The sequence below is a fragment of the Lysinibacillus sp. BPa_S21 genome (assembly GCF_023337795.1).
In the GTDB taxonomy this organism is placed as follows: Bacteria; Bacillota; Bacilli; order Bacillales_A; family Planococcaceae; genus Lysinibacillus.
Map to the genome: position 1 here is coordinate 175,208 of NZ_JALIRS010000003.1, position 16,406 is coordinate 191,613.

Sequence of the window (16,406 nt, forward strand, 5' to 3'; positions counted from 1 at the left end):
CTCTATATCTCCCTTAATTTATAACAGATACAAGCAAGCTATTCGATATTTTGAACTTGCTCGCGCATCTTTTCTAAAATTGTTTTCGCCTGAACGACTGCAACGGACGCCTCTGTTGATTGATTTTTTGAACCAATCGTGTTGATCTCGCGATGTATTTCCTGCATTAAAAAGTCTAATTTACGGCCAACTGAAATTGTTTCTTGTAATGTTTCTTCCAGTTGATGAAAGTGACTATCTAATCGATCTAATTCTTCAGTGATGTCCACACGTTCAGCAAATATCGCTACTTCAGCAAATAGACGATCTTCTAACAACGCTCCATCCGCCACTTCAGTAATTCTTTCTGATAATCGTGTACGATATTTTGCAACAGCATGAGAAGCGCATGAACGAATCTGGTTCACTTGTTCTATTAACTGTTCTTTATATTGTACAACAACATCATGCAATTCTTGCCCTTCACGCTCACGCATTTGTATTAGCTGTTCAAGTGCTTGTGATATAGCCTTTTCAACAGCATAGAGTAAATCCTCAGGTGTAAGCTGTGGCTTTTTCTGTACAAGTGCTTGTTCAAGCGATAGTACTTCTTGCATTGTCCATTTTTCTTCTAATGGTACTTTATTTGCTAATTGCTCTTTTGCCTTACGATACGCTTCAATTAATGACCAATTAATTTCAATAGATTGCTCGACGTTCTCTAAATCCTTAACATAAACCATCACATCAATTTTGCCACGTGACAAATCTTGCGAAATTAATTTTTTAGCAAAAATTTCTGCTTCAAGCCATTCTTTCGGGAACTTTGCATTAATTTCTAAAAATCGATGGTTGACCGAGCGCATTTCTACGGTTAATTGAAAGTCTCTTGTTGTTGTGACACCTCTGCCAAAACCAGTCATACTACGCACCAAGGTTCGTCACACCCTTCTTTGCATACTGGGATTATTATAACATAAGCTCTGTCATTTATGACGTAAAAAATAGATCAATTTCGCCTTGGTGTAATTGCGTCCGGATTTTGATTTGTGCCCGCACAATTCATTCCTTTCAAAATCCACGACATCCACTGAATGAAGATAAAGCAAAAGCTAATTCTACCACAATAGAAGCTATATTTTAATATTCACCTAAAAAATGCTATGATAAACATAAGAAAAGCCCATTACTAAAAGATATAGTTGGTGTTTGTTAAAATGTACGCCCTATCTAGAAGTTGATTTTCGTTACGACTAGGTAACTCCTTGGGATTAGCGGCACATTGGAGTTCCCCACATACCGCCCAGTCGGAACGGAATCAACCACACTTTATTGTGATGAGCATATAAATGGATTTAACTATAAGGTGTGTTGATTAAGAAAACCTCGTTTTGCTATCGAGTGATTTTTTTTGTTATTTTGCAGCTGATTGTAGTGAAGGGCTACTTGACTCCCGCGGGAAAGCGAGACAGACGAGACCCTGAGGCCAACACGATGTTGGTCACGAAGGCATTGTCACAGGACGTGACGCACTTAGCCTTCGTTCCTTTAGCGGAGGAAGCGGCTCGACGCTCGCCCGCAGGAAGCTTTGCTCTGTGCGAAAGCGTAGAGACAGCAACAAAGCAAGTAGCCCGTAACGGAAATCTGCACCTTCTATGTAATTTGTGTAGATAAAAACGGTTAATCAATGCACCTGTTAAAATAAAAAATACGAAAGTACCAAGGATGCTTATATCGTTGGAAAGAGGGATTCATATGGCATTTGACGGCTTATTTACTTATTCAATGACAGCCGACCTACAACAATTAGTATCAGGTCGGATCACTAAAATACATCAACCAAACGCTCAGGAAGTCGTACTACATATCCGTGCGAACGGAAGCAATCATAAATTACTTTTTTCGATTCATTCTTCTTACGCACGCGTTCACCTTACTGAGCATTCAATTGACAATCCAGCAGAACCCCCGATGTTTTGTATGCTGTTGAGAAAGCATATAGAGGGTGGTTTTATTTCTTCTATTAAACAGCACGATTTTGATCGTATTATAATAGTAGAAATCGAAAGTAAAAATGAAATTGGGGACCCTATTGTAAGGGAGTTACATGCTGAAATTATGGGCCGTCACAGTAACCTGTTGTTAATAGATAAGGAACAGGGAAAAATAGTCGACAGCTTAAAACATTTGCCGCCTTCCGTGAATAGTTTCCGTACAGTTTTACCTGGTCAGCCTTATATCGCACCGCCCGCACAGAATAAATGGCACCCTCTAGCAGTAACGGACGAACAGATAGCACTGTTTTTCTCTGAACCTAAAACGGCTAAGGAAGTTGTTTCGCAATTTATTGGTTTCTCACCTATACATGCCGAGGAACTATTATTCCGATTAACCAACACTGCTGATCGTGTTAGTTGCTTTAAAGATTTTATAGCTTCCTTTAATAACGGTGGAACAAAGCCGATGTATGTAAATGCAAATAATAAAACTTACTTCTCACCAATCGAGCTAACACATTTACAAGGGGATATAACAACTTATCCAAATGTTCACGAGCTACTTGACCGCGTATTCTTTGCTCGAGCTGAGCGTGATCGTGTCAAACAGCAGGCAGGTGATTTAGAACGATGGCTGCAAAATGAAATTGACAAACTTCTATTAAAAACTAAAAAGTTAAATAAAGACTACGAACGTGCGTCTAAGCTAGATCAGTTCCAATTATATGGGGAGTTGCTGATGGCGAATATTTACGCGTTTGAAAAAGGTGTAAAGGAAGTAACTGTTACGAACTATTATAGCGAAACAGGAGATGAAGAAATCACCATTCCAGTAAGTGAACGTAAAACACCTATTGAAAATGCACAAAGCTATTACACAAAATACACAAAAGCAAAAAATGCCCTAATTATGGTTCAAGAACAGTTAGAAAAAACGAAGGAAGAAATAGCCTATTTCGAAATGCTTGCTCAGCAGGTACAACAGGCTGCACCAGGAGATATAGAAGAAATTCGCGAAGAATTAGCAGAACAAGGTTATCTGAAACTACGTCATTCAAGAAAAAAGAAAAAACTAGCGAAGCCTGAGCCCGAACGTTATGTCTCTTCTACAGGTGTAGCAATCTCTGTTGGGAAAAACAACAAACAAAATGACATGCTTACCTTTAAAATGGCTAAACGCACAGATATTTGGCTGCATACAAAAGATATTCCAGGCTCACATGTTGTCATTCATACAAGTGAACCTGACGAAACAACATTACGAGAAGCTGCAACACTTGCTGCCTATTTTTCTAAAGCAAGAGACTCTTCCTCTGTTCCAGTAGATTACACAGAAATACGTCAGGTAAAAAAACCAAATGGCGCTAAACCTGGTTTTGTTATTTACTTCGAACAAAAGACTTTATATATGGATCCAGATGAGGCTGTCATTTTACAGTTAAAAAAACAGTCTTAAAGAGTGGAATACGGTATGAACTATATCGTATTCCTTTTTTTGTGGTGATTACCACCTAATCTGTCCTCAACAAGTAAATCATGTTGCTACAGATTTAAGCGGAAAATCCTCGGACTTACAAACTGAAATTAATCAATTCAAGCTTTAAACATTCAAGCAGAGCATATCGACATGCTCTGCTTTATTTATGTTTTCATCATTCCTGATAGTGAAAGCGTCAGTGCAACGGTACGTAGCATTAGAAAGAAACATCTTATAGCACCACGATACCTTCACATTTCTTAGGAAATGTTTATCTTTAACTACTGTTTATTTTTAGGAAGACTACCACTTGGTCGTAAAAATATGGTAAAATTGACCACACAACGAAATGAAGCAAGTTCGACTTCCTTATTTTTTAGTAATTATATGTAGAAGTTTTCCTCCTAAGAGATACAAATGGATTTCTACATTAAACAACATCACAACAACCTATAAGATTTTCTTCCATTCACTTCAAACTCATATATGTACTATTTTTTTATACATTATCGTATATTCAAGTAATGTGTAAATTATTTCAAAAAAATATACTTTACTTAAATGCTGTGCATTTATTCTGTAAGAAAGGCACATTTTACTCTAATTCTTCTTTTTTCTCTCTTATACTCGGTAATCATAAATAAATACAAAACAAGATTCTTATATATCATTATTAGATACAAACAATCATTCTTCGAGATTATAAATTACAAAAAAAAATGCCCGCCCAAGAATATAAATCACTCAGTTTTACCTCAATTTTCTACAAATTTATACAAACCCCTTACAAGCATCACCTCAAGGACCTTTGACTCATTTTTCTGATAATAATATCATTATCTGAAGAATACGAATTTTCATTCTAGTGAGTTATTTCTCTGTTTTTAATTCTTTTTTGATATCACGAACAAATAAACATCATTTTTTTACTACGAAAGCGCTTTCTCTCTTCAATGTAATGAATCGAAAAAAATTATCATCCTCTTAAATGTCAGATAATACTATATAAATTTGAATCTTTTTTATTTTGTACACAATGATTTTTTGGTATATTAAATAAGAGCTTCACAAAAGGCTTAAAATTGTATAAGGGGGATTCACATGATTAAAAACAAAAAGTTTTTATTATTAACTGTCCTTGCAGTATTTTCACTAGTATTAGCTGCATGTGGCTTCGGTGGTGAAGATTCTGATAATTCTTCATCTTCAGACGGCGCAAAAGATTCTGGTTCAAAAGCTAAAGAGCTTAGATTAGCAGTCGCTTCAGAACCACCATCTTTACACCCAGGGCTTGCAACAGATACTACATCTAGTGCAATCTTACTTAACGTTTTCGAAGGTCTAACAGTTGTAGATAATGAAGGTAACCTTACTGAAGGTATGGCTGAGAAGTGGGATATAAGTGATGATAAAAAGACTTATACTTTCCACTTACGTGATGCAAAATGGTCAAATGGCGATTCAGTTGTAGCAGGAGACTTCGAATATGCTTGGAAATGGGTGTTAAACCCAGAAAACCTTTCAGAGTATTCTTCAATTTTCTACCCAATTAAAGGTGCTCAAGCATACAACGATGGAAAGGGTTCTGTAGATGATGTTGGTATCAAAGCTGAAGATGACAAAACTTTAGTCGTAACTTTAGAAAACCCAACACCTTATTTCTTAGAATTAGCAGCATTCAAAACTTATTTACCAATTAACAAAAAAGCGGCTGAAGCTAATAAAGAATGGTATGCAGACGCAGGCGAAAATTACGTAACAAATGGTGCTTATAAATTAAGTGATTGGAAACATAGTGATTCTATCGTTCTTACAAAAAATGAAGACTATTGGGATGCATCAAATGTTGATGTTAAAACTGTAAATATTTCTATGGTTGAAAAAGAAGCAACTGTTGCTACTAAGTTTAAAGGTGGCGAGCTTGACTATATTGGTGCGCCATTCCAAACAGTAGACCTTAATGCTCTTGATGAATTCAAAAAAGATGGTTCTTTAAGTAACAAGGACCAAGCAAGTGTTTATATGTATAAATTCAATACAAAAAAAGACAAACTTATGGCTAATGTAAATATTCGAAAAGCTCTAACTCTAGCAATTGATCGTCAAAAATTAGTTGACAACGTAACGAAAGCGGACCAAAAACCAGCTCTAGGTATGGTTCCAATCGTAGTTCCTGGATTTGAAAAAGATCGTGGTTACTTTAAGGACAATGATGTTGAAGGAGCAAAAGCTGCTCTTGAAGCTGGTATGAAAGAACTTGGCATTAAGGATCCTAAAGATATCACAATTAACATTTCATTTAATACTTCTGAAGCACATGCCGCAGTCGCTCAATTTGTTCAAGAACAATGGAGCAAAGATCTAGGCATTAATGTTAAGCTTGATAATTCAGAATGGCAAGTTTATCTTGACAAACTAAACACTGGTGACTACCAAGCTGGTCGTTATGGTTGGGTAGCAGACTATCTAGACGCATATACATTCCTTGAAATGTACGATACTGCTAAAAACGGTAACAACGATACTGGTTGGGAAAACGCTGAATACAAAGGCTTCTTAGATAAGGCTGTTGCTGAAGCAGATGAAGCTAAACGTCTTGAGTATCTAAAAAAAGCAGAATCAATCATTATGACTGAATTCCCAGTTGCGCCTATTTACTACTATACACACCCTTCAGTAGTTAAAAAAGGTATTGAAAACTTAGATCCTAACGATACTGGTGATATTCACCTTAAATATGTAAAAATGAAATAATTGTTTAAAGCTCTAAAGCGAAGAGCTGCCTCGTAGCCACGGCGCGGGTCAGCTCTTTTTAAAATACGAAAGCACTTATTTGTCAGATAATTGACAAGTAGAAGGAGGAGTTTTATGTGATTAATTATATTTTGAAAAGGCTGATGTATATACTTCTCGCGCTTTTCGTCATCGTATCGGCTACGTTTTTCCTATTGCGTCTTGCACCTGGTAACCCATTTGCATCTGAGCGTAATTTCCCTCCTCAAATAGAGGAAAAGTTAAACGAAACGTATGGATTAAATAACCCTTGGTATATTCAGTACAAAGATTATTTAATCGATGCGGCCACTTTTGATTTCGGTGAATCTATGAAGTATAAAGCGCGTTCTACGAATGATATGATTGCAGAAGGCTTTCCTGTATCTTTAACATTAGGAATTGAAGCGATGCTACTAGCGATTGGATTGGGAGTATTAATCGGTGTAGTGGCAGCGCTTTATCATAATAGATTCCCAGATTATTTGGCAACGACTTTTGCGGTGCTCGGAATTTCCGTTCCATCTTTTATTTTAGCTGGACTCATGCAGTATTTCATTGCCTATAAACTTCAGTTATTCCCAATTAGCGGATGGAAAGGCTTTAGTTATAGTATATTGCCAGCCTTAGCTATTGCAATAACGCATATGGGTTTTATTGCTAAACTGACACGTTCAAGTATGCTTGAACAAAATAATAGTGATTACGTTAAAATGGCTCGAGCAAAAGGTTTAGGCAAATGGACAGTCGTTTTCCGCCATACTTTACGAAACGCCCTTTTACCAGTCGTTACTTATTTAGCTCCATTATCAGCTGGGGTTGTTACAGGTAGCTTCATTGTAGAGCAAATTTTTGCGGTTCCTGGTTTAGGTAAACACTTTGTGCAAAGTATTACGAACCGTGACTATACAGTTGTTATGGGAACAACTGTGTTCTTCTCAATCATTCTTTTATTTGCGGTCTTCATCGTAGATATTTTATATAGCGTAATCGACCCGCGAATTAAGCTGAAAGGAGCGAAAAAGTAATGACACAGCAACAAATCGAAAAAGATAAGTTTAAAATCGTTGGCGGAAATCATGAAGCAACTGAAAAATTAGCTGATACATCAGTCTCCTTTTGGAAGGAAGTATTTATGCGTTTTTCCCATAATAAAATGGCGATTTTCGGTTTAATTGCTTTAATTGCTATTTTTTTAATGGCTATCTTTGTGCCGATGTTTTCTCAATACCACTATAAAGACCAATTAGGTGTTTTTAACGCTCCACCATCGTCAGAATTTTGGTTTGGTACAGATGATTTAGGTCGGGATATTTTCGTTCGAATATGGGCTGGTGCTCGTATTTCTTTATTCATCGGGTTTGCTGCTGCCATCATTGACTTAATCATTGGCGTATTATGGGGAAGTATCTCTGGTTTAGCAGGCGGTCGAGTTGACAATATTATGATGCGTATTGCCGATGTCCTAACAGCTATACCTTACCTTTTAGTTGTAATCGTGCTATTAGTAGTATTAGAACAAGGTATCGTACCAATGATTATCGCATTATCCATTACAGGCTGGATTAATATGGCTCGTATTGTACGTGGTGAAGTACTATCTATTAAAAATCAAGAATATGTTTTGGCTGCGCGTACTTTAGGTGCAAGAACAGGACATTTAATACTAAAACATTTAGTGCCAAATGCACTTGGTGCAATTTTAGTAACCATGACATTAACAGTGCCATCTGCTATTTTTACAGAGTCTTTCCTTAGTTATTTAGGTCTTGGAGTTCCTGCTCCACTTGCATCATGGGGAACAATGGCTTCTGAAGGTAATGGTGCAATTACAAATGCTCCTTGGCGTTTAATTTTCCCAGCATTGTTCATTTCACTAACAATCTTTGCGTTTAACGCAGTTGGTGACGGCTTACGTGATGCATTAGATCCAAAACTACGTAAATAAGGAGGTGGCCGAAAATGAGTAAAACAATTTTAGAAGTAAAAGATTTAAAAATAAATTTTAAAACCTATGCAGGGCTTGTTCATGCTGTTCGTGGTGTAACCTTTGACTTAAAAGAAGGTGAAACACTCGCAATCGTTGGTGAATCCGGTTCTGGTAAGAGTGTTACGAGTAACGCATTAATGAAACTAATTCCACAGCCACCTGGTATTTATGAGTCAGGACAAATTTTATTTAATGGCCGTGATTTAGTACCTTTAAGTGATAAAGAAATGTCAAAAGTACGCGGAAATGAAATTGCAATGATTTTCCAAGATCCAATGACAAGCTTAAACCCGACGATGAAGGTCGGACGTCAAATAACTGAAGTGATTTTACAACATAAAAAAGTATCAAAAGCCGATGCTAAAAAACGTGCAATCGAACTTTTAACGCAGGTAGGTATCCCCTTCCCTGAAAAACGTTATAACCAATACCCGCATGAATTTTCAGGCGGTATGCGTCAGCGTGTTGTTATTGCCATTGCACTGGCAGCTGATCCTAAGCTTCTAATTGCCGATGAACCAACAACAGCATTAGACGTTACCATTCAAGCGCAAATTTTAGAGCTAATGAAAGAAATCCAAAAAAATTCGAAAACATCTATCATTTTCATTACTCACGATTTAGGTGTCGTTGCAAACATTGCTGACCGAGTTGCCGTTATGTATGCCGGACAAATCGTTGAATACGGTACTGTTAATGATATTTTCTATAATCCTAAGCATCCATATACATGGGGTCTGCTTGGTTCAATGCCTGACTTAGATAACGATACGGATGAGCTATTACGCACAATTCCTGGTTCACCACCAGATCTTATTAACCCTCCAAAGGGCGATGCGTTTGCCGCTCGTAATGAATTTGCAATGGCTATTGATTATGAGCAAGAGCCACCGATGTTCCAAGTAAGTGAAACACACTACGCAAAAACTTGGTTGATGCATCCTGACGCGCCAAAAATTCCGCTTCCAGATGCGGTTGCTAAACGTATTGAAGGATATTTAGCAAAGGAGGCACATTCAAATGACTAAATCGGGCGCAAAAAAAATTCTTGAAATTAAAAATTTAAAGCAGCATTTCGGTTCAGCAGGTAACCCTATTAAAGCTGTCGACGGTATTAGCTTCGATGTATACGAAGGTGAGACACTTGGTCTTGTTGGAGAATCGGGCTGTGGTAAATCGACAACTGGTCGTTCCATTATCCGCCTGTACGACATTACAGATGGTGAAATCATTTTCGATGGTGAAAATGTCCATGGGAAGAAATCTAAAAATGATTTAAAGAAATTTAATCGTCAAATGCAAATGATTTTCCAAGATCCATATGCTTCATTAAATCCGCGTATGACAGCTGGAGAAATCATTAGTGAAGGCTTTACGATTCACGGTCTTTACAAAGATAAAAAAGAGCGTCGTGAAAAAGTTAATCAACTACTAGAGGCTGTTGGCTTAAACAAAGAGCACGCAAACCGATATGCACACGAATTTTCCGGTGGTCAACGTCAACGTATCGGAATCGCCCGTGCGCTAAGCTTAGATCCTAAGTTTATTATCGCCGATGAACCGATTTCTGCACTTGACGTATCGATTCAAGCGCAAGTTGTTAACTTATTAAAACAACTGCAAAAAGAACGAGGCTTAACATATCTTTTCATTGCCCATGACTTATCAATGGTTAAGTATATCAGTGACCGTATCGCTGTTATGTACCGTGGTAAAATTATGGAAATCGGTAAAGCAGATGATATTTACAATCACCCTGTTCATCCGTATACAAAATCATTATTATCAGCAATTCCACTTCCTGACCCAATGTCAGAAAAACACCGTCAACGTATTCCGTACAAGCATACGGAAGTTGACGATAGCGCAACATACCATGAAGTAGGCGATCAGCATTATGTTTATGGTACTGCAGATCTTGCGAAAACTTGGGTTGCTAATCGATAATAACTTATACATCCATCCATTGTTATTTTACAGTGGGTGGATTTTTTCTATGAATACAGCTCATCACTGAGTGTTTCTTGGGATCCGATGAGAAACTTTGATCATTGGTCAAGAAGGCATTATCACACGATATGATCCCTTTCCTCTGCTCGCTACAAGGTAATCGTCAAGTTTGTCCCTCCACTCCAATCCCCCTATCACGGTATTCGATATCAGAACGTATAACTAAATCAGTTATGAAAAACAGCCTTTCCCCTATATGAAGAAAGACTGTTTTGTCAGTGATTAGCTTATTTTACTGGAGCATCTGCTGTTAATTCAATAGTTTGAAGTTCTGATTTTGTTTCATTTGCATAATCAACATTGAAATTTTTCACACGTTTGTTGACTGGGAAAAGCTCTGTACGGAAGTACATTGGCATTGTCGTTGCTGTTTTGCTCATGTATTCTTGCCATTTACGGAATGCTTCTGCACGATGTTTTGGATCCATCGATTTTTCCGAATCAATGTCTTTTAACATTTTTGTTAAATCAGCAGAAACGTAACGACTCATGTTAAATTCTGCCCCTTCACCATATAAACCTACCGGAGATGGATTCGTACCTGTTTTCCATGCAGCCATATACATATCGATTTCTGGATCATCAGCCTCAACTTTATCATAGAAGCTGTTGAATTCTATTAAACGACCAGTAGTCAGTTCAACATTTAATCCAACTTCTTTCCAGTTTTGACGATAGTACTCAACAATTGCTTCATCAGTATCTGAACCAGCCATAGATGCTAAACGAATTGTGAATTTCTTGCCGTCTTTATCTTCACGGATTCCGTCCCCATCTACATCTTTATAGCCAGCTTTATCTAGTAATTCCTTAGCCTTTTCAGGATCATAGTGATAACCCTCTAATGTACCATCATAGTAAGATGCAAACACTGGTGGAATTAATGAATTTGCTCTTACACGTAGACCTTGATAGAACTTTTCTGTAACAGACTCAATATCCATCGCATAGCCAATCGCTTGACGTAAATTTACATCATTCATTTTTGACTTCTTATCAAAAATATTAATACGATTTGCTTTATCATATTTCCCTACTTTAAACCCTAAATAAGAGTATGACATCTCTGGACGGCTTGCAATTGTTATATTGGATAAATCCTTGATGCTATCAAATTGAGTTGTTGGGTAATGTTCTGCAATATCATATTTCCCAGTTTTCAAAGCTTCACCGATTGAACTTGAAGGAACAACTTCGATTACCACTTTATCTAATTTCGGCTTGCCTTTAAAATAATGTTCATTTGCTACAAGCTGAACTGACTCTCCATTTACAATTTTATCAATTTTAAATGCACCCAGTGTTACAGGATTTTTACGAACTGCATCTGAAGCAATTAGGGCATCTTTAACAGGGATTGACTCTAGCTGATGCTTCGGTGCTGCATAACCCCATAACCCATCCCCAACTGAATAAATAGCTGGTGATACTTTTTTGAACGTAATTTCAATGGATTTTTCATCAATTTTTTTAATACCAGAAATTGTTTTCTCTTTTCCATCATGATATTCTTTTGCACCAACAATATTTTGGAAATCGTCATCGTAGCGTTTTCCGTCGTAATCAGGATGACCAATAATTTCGTATGGATAAATTAAATCCTCAGCTGTCAAAGGTTGACCATCAGACCACTTAACGTCACCTTGAATAGTAATCTTCGCTTTCTTATTGTCCTTATCAACCTCTAATTTTGCAATACCTGTATCTTTTACTTGGAAATCCCCATCCAATTCAAAAATTTCATTTTTTGCGTAATCCAAGATTGTACTATCGTAGGCATCATCAGATAATTCCGGAATGAAAACCCCTTTAAAAGGAGTGTCTGTTACAAGCGCTACCTTTAATGTACCACCTTTAATAGCGTCCCCTTCATTTGTTATTTCCATTGGAAACTTAGTTGCATCTGTTTCAGTTTGTGTCGGTTTCTCTTTGTTGCCATCCCCAGTTTTAGCTGCCTCTTTACCCTCGTTATTGCAGGCTGCTAAGACAAACATCACTGCAAAAATAACGGATAGTAATAACCAATTTTTTTTCATAGTACATCCTCCCCTTTATCCCATTCTTTGTTTTGCGTCAGCTGCACGACGAAGTGCTTGACCGACATAATTTATACCAAGCATCAAGATTAAAATTAATATTGATGCGGGCAACCATACCCACCATTTTTCTGACAAAACGATTGGATTTCTCGCATAGTTTACAAGTGTTCCTAAACTCGGAGTCGATGGCGGCAAACCAAATCCTAAGAAGGACAATCCTGTTTCGATCCCAACGTTACCAGCAAAGTTCAACGTTAGTTCAACGATTAAAATAGAACTTAAATTTGGTAAAATGCCTTTAAACATAATAGCGAAATCACTTGTCCCCATTGTTTTAGAAGCACTCACATAATCCCTTCGCCCCTCCGATAGTGCTTTACTTCGGACTAAGCGGGCGGTGCTCATCCATTGAAATAAACTGATGATCAAAATCAATTCAAGTATGCCATATTTGGGAATGATAGTAACAAAAACAATGATCACCATTAGATTAGGTAATGTCATAAAGAATTCAGTAATTCGCATAAACAAATTATCAATAAATCCTCCATAATAACCCATGACAATACCAAGACCTATCCCTGCAATACTAGTAATAATCGTAATGGCAAATGCTATTAAAATAGAGTTTTTTGCCCCTATTACTAGTTGCCCCAGCATATCACGACCTGCTTCATCTGTTCCAAGTGTATAACCATTTACACCGGGTTCCGTGTAACGCTCCAACAGTTTAATCTTTAACACTTCATCTTGATTTAAAAGCATGGCAGCGACTAGAAATCCAATGATAAGAAAAGTTATCCCTAAAAAGGAAATCATCGCTAATTTATCTTTTTTAAACTCTCGCAAAACGACTTGTATCCCCGTCGGTGGAGAGTTATCAAATTTGACCATTTCGTTATTTTGTTGCTCCATTTGAATTCACCTCTCCTTAAACATTATTTTAGTCATTAGTCTATGCGGATACGTGGATCAACAATGCTCATAATAATATCAGACAGTAGACTACCTAATAATGTTAAGAAGCCATAAAGCATAACTAGTGCCGTAATAACACTATAATCTCGACTCATGATTGAATTGATAAACAACTGACCCATTCCTGGGAAACCAAAAATTGTTTCAATGAAAATTGAGCCACCTAATAAACCTGTTATTGTAAACCCTAAAAAGGCTGCGATTGGTAGCAGAGAATTACGGAAAATATGTCTAGTGTAGACTTTTCGCATTGGGATCCCTTTGCTTCGAGCCGTTTTCACATAATCCTGAGTTTTTGCATCTATTATTTCTGAGCGTAAATACTGAATAATAGCGGTTGTGCCTAAAATAGCATACGTGATAGCAGGTAGTAGTAAATGATGGATTTTATTCCAATAATATTCCATTGTGCCTGATTCAAGACCTACATCAACAGTTCCACTAGTTGGGAACCACATGAGTCTATATCCGAATATATAGACGAATATTAGTGATAATACGAAAGTTGGAATAGCATAACTTATAAAACTGTACAGGGTGATAGATTTATCTAAAAATGATTCTTGATAACGACCTGCTAACACCCCAAGTGGAATCGCAATCAAATAAACAAAAATTGCACTGAGTAATGAAAGCCAAAATGTATTTAATCCGCGCTCACCAATAAGTGTGGACACTGCAATTTTATATGTATAGCTTCGTCCAAAATCACCTTGAAAAGCGTTTGTAATCCAATGGTAATACTGAACATACCAAGGGTCATAGAAACCAGCTTTTATACGGAGTTCCTCAATCCTTGAAGGGTCTGTCTCTGGTGTAATAAGCCCTGTAAATGGATCTCCCGGCATCTGTTTTGCCAATATAAAGATAAAGAGACTTAATATAAAAAGCTGAGGAATCATCAGTAATACACGTCTAACTATTGTTTTCCACATTTATATACCCCCCCGTTCAATGTCAGACATCGCTACTTTATGCGTATCCGAGATGGATTTTAATGGGTATACTTTGCCATGCTCGTCATAATATTTATGCTGCTCTTTTTGATAATTCGCTTCGACATCTTGACGTATTACTTTACGCTCCAAACGTGTTTCTGGCTCAATATTAGGAATAGCTGATAATAGGCGCTTTGTATAAATATGTTGTGGATTCATGTATATATCATTTCGAGTACCTGTTTCAACAAAGCGTCCTTTGTACATGATAGCTATGTGATCACACATATGCTTCACGACACCAAGATCATGCGAAATAAATAAATAACTAAGGCCAAATTCACGCTGAATGTCTTTCATAAAATTTAGCACTTGTGCTTGTACAGATAAATCTAGTGCAGATACAGGTTCATCAGCAATAATCATTTTTGGATTACAAGCAACCGCACGCGCGATCCCAAGACGTTGCTTTTGACCACCTGAAAATTCATGTGGATACTTTAACAATACATCTTCCGACATACCTACTATCGCTAGTAACTCTTTAATGCGCTTACGTTCCTCTTGATCACTAAGCTTCATAAAATTCCGAATAGGCTCTGCTAAAATGTCTAAAACACGTTTTCTAGGATTCATACTTGAATGGGAATCTTGAAAAATCATTTGAATATCTTTGTTATAAGCTGAATCACGATTTCTGCGTTGGTTAGTAACATTCTCACCTTCATAGAAAATTTGACCCGACGTGATCTTCTCTAGACCTATAATGGCCTTCCCTGTTGTTGATTTTCCAGAACCTGATTCTCCTACTAAACCGTATGTTTTTCCTTTTTCAAACTCCATTGAGACACCATCAACCGCATATACCTTATCGACTACAGTATTAAAAAAGCCTCCTCGAATTGGGTAATGAACGTTTAAATCGCTAATTTGCATAAAGCTCATACAGTCCCGCCTCCTTCTTCACCTTCGAAATGAAAGTGTTTCCAGCAGGTACATCTAACCAAATGACCTGGTGCAATTTCGTGTAATTGTGGTTTGCTTTCATGTGCAGCTGCATCAATCCAGGGTATTCGTGCTGAAAATCTACAGCCTTCCCGAGGCAAATTCATCAACGATGGCACCATACCTTGAATCACTTCAAGTCGTTCATTTTCACTATGTGTTTGTGGAATAGAATTCAATAAAGAACGCGTGTAAGGATGTTTAGCGTTCGTAAATAATTCTTGAACAGGTGCTTCTTCTACTACTTCACCTGCATACATGACTGCAACTCGATCAGCCATTTCTGCCACGACACCTAAATCATGGGTAATTAAAATAATGCCTGTTTCGGTTTCCGACTGTAGTGCTTTTAGTAGGTCCAGTATTTGAGCTTGGATCGTTACATCTAAAGCTGTTGTCGGTTCATCCGCAATTAAAATAGACGGTTTACACGATAATGCAATGGCAATCACAACACGCTGTCTCATCCCTCCGGACAATTGATGCGGGAATTGTCTTGCCACACGCTCTGGTTTAGCGATGCCCACCTGATTCAATAATTCTAGTACCCTTTTACCGCGCTGTTGCTTTGAGAGCTTTGTATGATACATTAACCCCTCTGCAATTTGTTCTCCAATCCGCATTAATGGATTAAGAGCTGACAGAGGATCCTGAAAAATAAAACCAATATGATTGCCACGCAAACTATTAAATTGTTCGTCATTTAGTTGCGTTAAATTTTGATTATTATAAAAGATTTCGCCTGAAACTTTTGTATTTACAGGATTGTACAAGCCTACAATACTAGTTGCTAGCGTACTTTTACCACAACCCGATTCCCCAACGATTGCTAATACTTCATTCTTTTTAAGCGAAAGTGAGATATCCTCTACAGCAGCGTGGTAAGTTTCTTTAATGCGGAAACTGGTAGTTAGATTTCTAATTGTTAGTAGGTCATTTGCTGTATCCAAACAATCTCCCCCTCCTATATTCAATATTCTGAAAAATGATTGTACTTCACTTTAAAATGTATTTCAGAATTATATTTTATTGAAAGATTCATTTACACCTCCAATAATATTTATTGATACCTTTACTGTTTTTTTACTTTTTCATACAACTACAATCGCTAATTGAATTGTCTGAAAATTAACTGTGATATTATTTTATATGGAAATAATACATTAAATCAAGCAAATTTTTCGGAATATTACAAAGATACAAACAAATAAGTTCCATACA

At 37.1% G+C, this 16,406-nt stretch carries 12 protein-coding genes; 6 read left to right on the forward strand and 6 right to left on the reverse strand.

Annotation, left to right across the window (positions count from 1 at the left end; genetic code table 11):
* Window positions 1-38 precede the first annotated feature (38 nt).
* Window positions 39-914: a YicC/YloC family endoribonuclease gene (locus tag MOK21_RS06770; RefSeq protein ID WP_249073181.1), complete on the reverse strand. Its 876-nt coding sequence runs from the start codon at window positions 912-914 to the stop codon at window positions 39-41.
* Between the two features lie 820 nt (window positions 915-1,734).
* Here MOK21_RS06770 and MOK21_RS06775 point away from each other — a divergent pair.
* The 6 genes from MOK21_RS06775 (at window position 1,735) to MOK21_RS06800 (ending at window position 10,162) form a co-directional block, all read left to right on the forward strand.
* The gene (locus MOK21_RS06775; protein ID WP_249073182.1) at window positions 1,735-3,432 is read left to right on the forward strand and encodes an Rqc2 family fibronectin-binding protein; all 1,698 of its coding nucleotides are present in this window, start codon (window positions 1,735-1,737) and stop codon (window positions 3,430-3,432) included.
* A 1,122-nt stretch (window positions 3,433-4,554) separates the two neighbouring features.
* Complete coding sequence (locus MOK21_RS06780; RefSeq protein WP_249073183.1) at window positions 4,555-6,207, forward strand: peptide ABC transporter substrate-binding protein; 1,653 nt, start codon at window positions 4,555-4,557, stop codon at window positions 6,205-6,207.
* 116 nt (window positions 6,208-6,323) lie between these two features.
* Complete coding sequence (locus MOK21_RS06785) at window positions 6,324-7,253, forward strand: ABC transporter permease (protein WP_249073184.1); 930 nt, start codon at window positions 6,324-6,326, stop codon at window positions 7,251-7,253.
* On the forward strand, window positions 7,253-8,173 hold the full coding sequence (locus MOK21_RS06790; RefSeq protein ID WP_249073185.1) for an ABC transporter permease: 921 nt from the start codon (window positions 7,253-7,255) through the stop codon (window positions 8,171-8,173). Before MOK21_RS06785 ends, MOK21_RS06790 begins: the two co-directional genes overlap by 1 nt.
* 14 nt (window positions 8,174-8,187) lie before the next feature.
* The gene (locus tag MOK21_RS06795) at window positions 8,188-9,243 is read left to right on the forward strand and encodes an ABC transporter ATP-binding protein (protein WP_249073186.1); all 1,056 of its coding nucleotides are present in this window, start codon (window positions 8,188-8,190) and stop codon (window positions 9,241-9,243) included.
* Window positions 9,236-10,162, forward strand: a complete 927-nt coding sequence (locus tag MOK21_RS06800; protein ID WP_249073187.1) for an ABC transporter ATP-binding protein — start codon at window positions 9,236-9,238, stop codon at window positions 10,160-10,162. Before MOK21_RS06795 ends, MOK21_RS06800 begins: the two co-directional genes overlap by 8 nt.
* A gap of 290 nt (window positions 10,163-10,452) precedes the next feature.
* Here the strand turns inward: MOK21_RS06800 and MOK21_RS06805 are convergent, their stop codons facing one another.
* Genes MOK21_RS06805 through MOK21_RS06825 form a run of 5 tightly spaced genes read right to left on the reverse strand, consistent with a single transcriptional unit; the run spans window position 10,453 to window position 16,135 of the window.
* A complete protein-coding gene (locus MOK21_RS06805) occupies window positions 10,453-12,261 on the reverse strand; it encodes an oligopeptide ABC transporter substrate-binding protein (RefSeq protein ID WP_249073188.1) in 1,809 nt (602 codons plus the stop codon).
* A gap of 15 nt (window positions 12,262-12,276) precedes the next feature.
* Window positions 12,277-13,179 carry an ABC transporter permease gene (locus tag MOK21_RS06810; protein ID WP_283164638.1) on the reverse strand — a complete coding sequence of 301 codons (903 nt, stop codon included), beginning with the start codon at window positions 13,177-13,179 and terminating at the stop codon, window positions 12,277-12,279.
* Between the two features lie 35 nt (window positions 13,180-13,214).
* The gene (gene opp4B / locus MOK21_RS06815; RefSeq protein WP_249073189.1) at window positions 13,215-14,177 is read right to left on the reverse strand and encodes an oligopeptide ABC transporter permease; all 963 of its coding nucleotides are present in this window, start codon (window positions 14,175-14,177) and stop codon (window positions 13,215-13,217) included.
* Window positions 14,178-15,125 carry an ATP-binding cassette domain-containing protein gene (locus MOK21_RS06820; RefSeq protein ID WP_249073190.1) on the reverse strand — a complete coding sequence of 316 codons (948 nt, stop codon included), beginning with the start codon at window positions 15,123-15,125 and terminating at the stop codon, window positions 14,178-14,180. It abuts the gene before it with no gap.
* Window positions 15,122-16,135 (reverse strand): ABC transporter ATP-binding protein, encoded by a 1,014-nt coding sequence (locus tag MOK21_RS06825; RefSeq protein ID WP_249073191.1) that lies wholly within the window; start codon window positions 16,133-16,135, stop codon window positions 15,122-15,124. The genes MOK21_RS06820 and MOK21_RS06825 overlap by 4 nt, the downstream gene beginning before the upstream one ends.
* Window positions 16,136-16,406 lie beyond the last annotated feature (271 nt).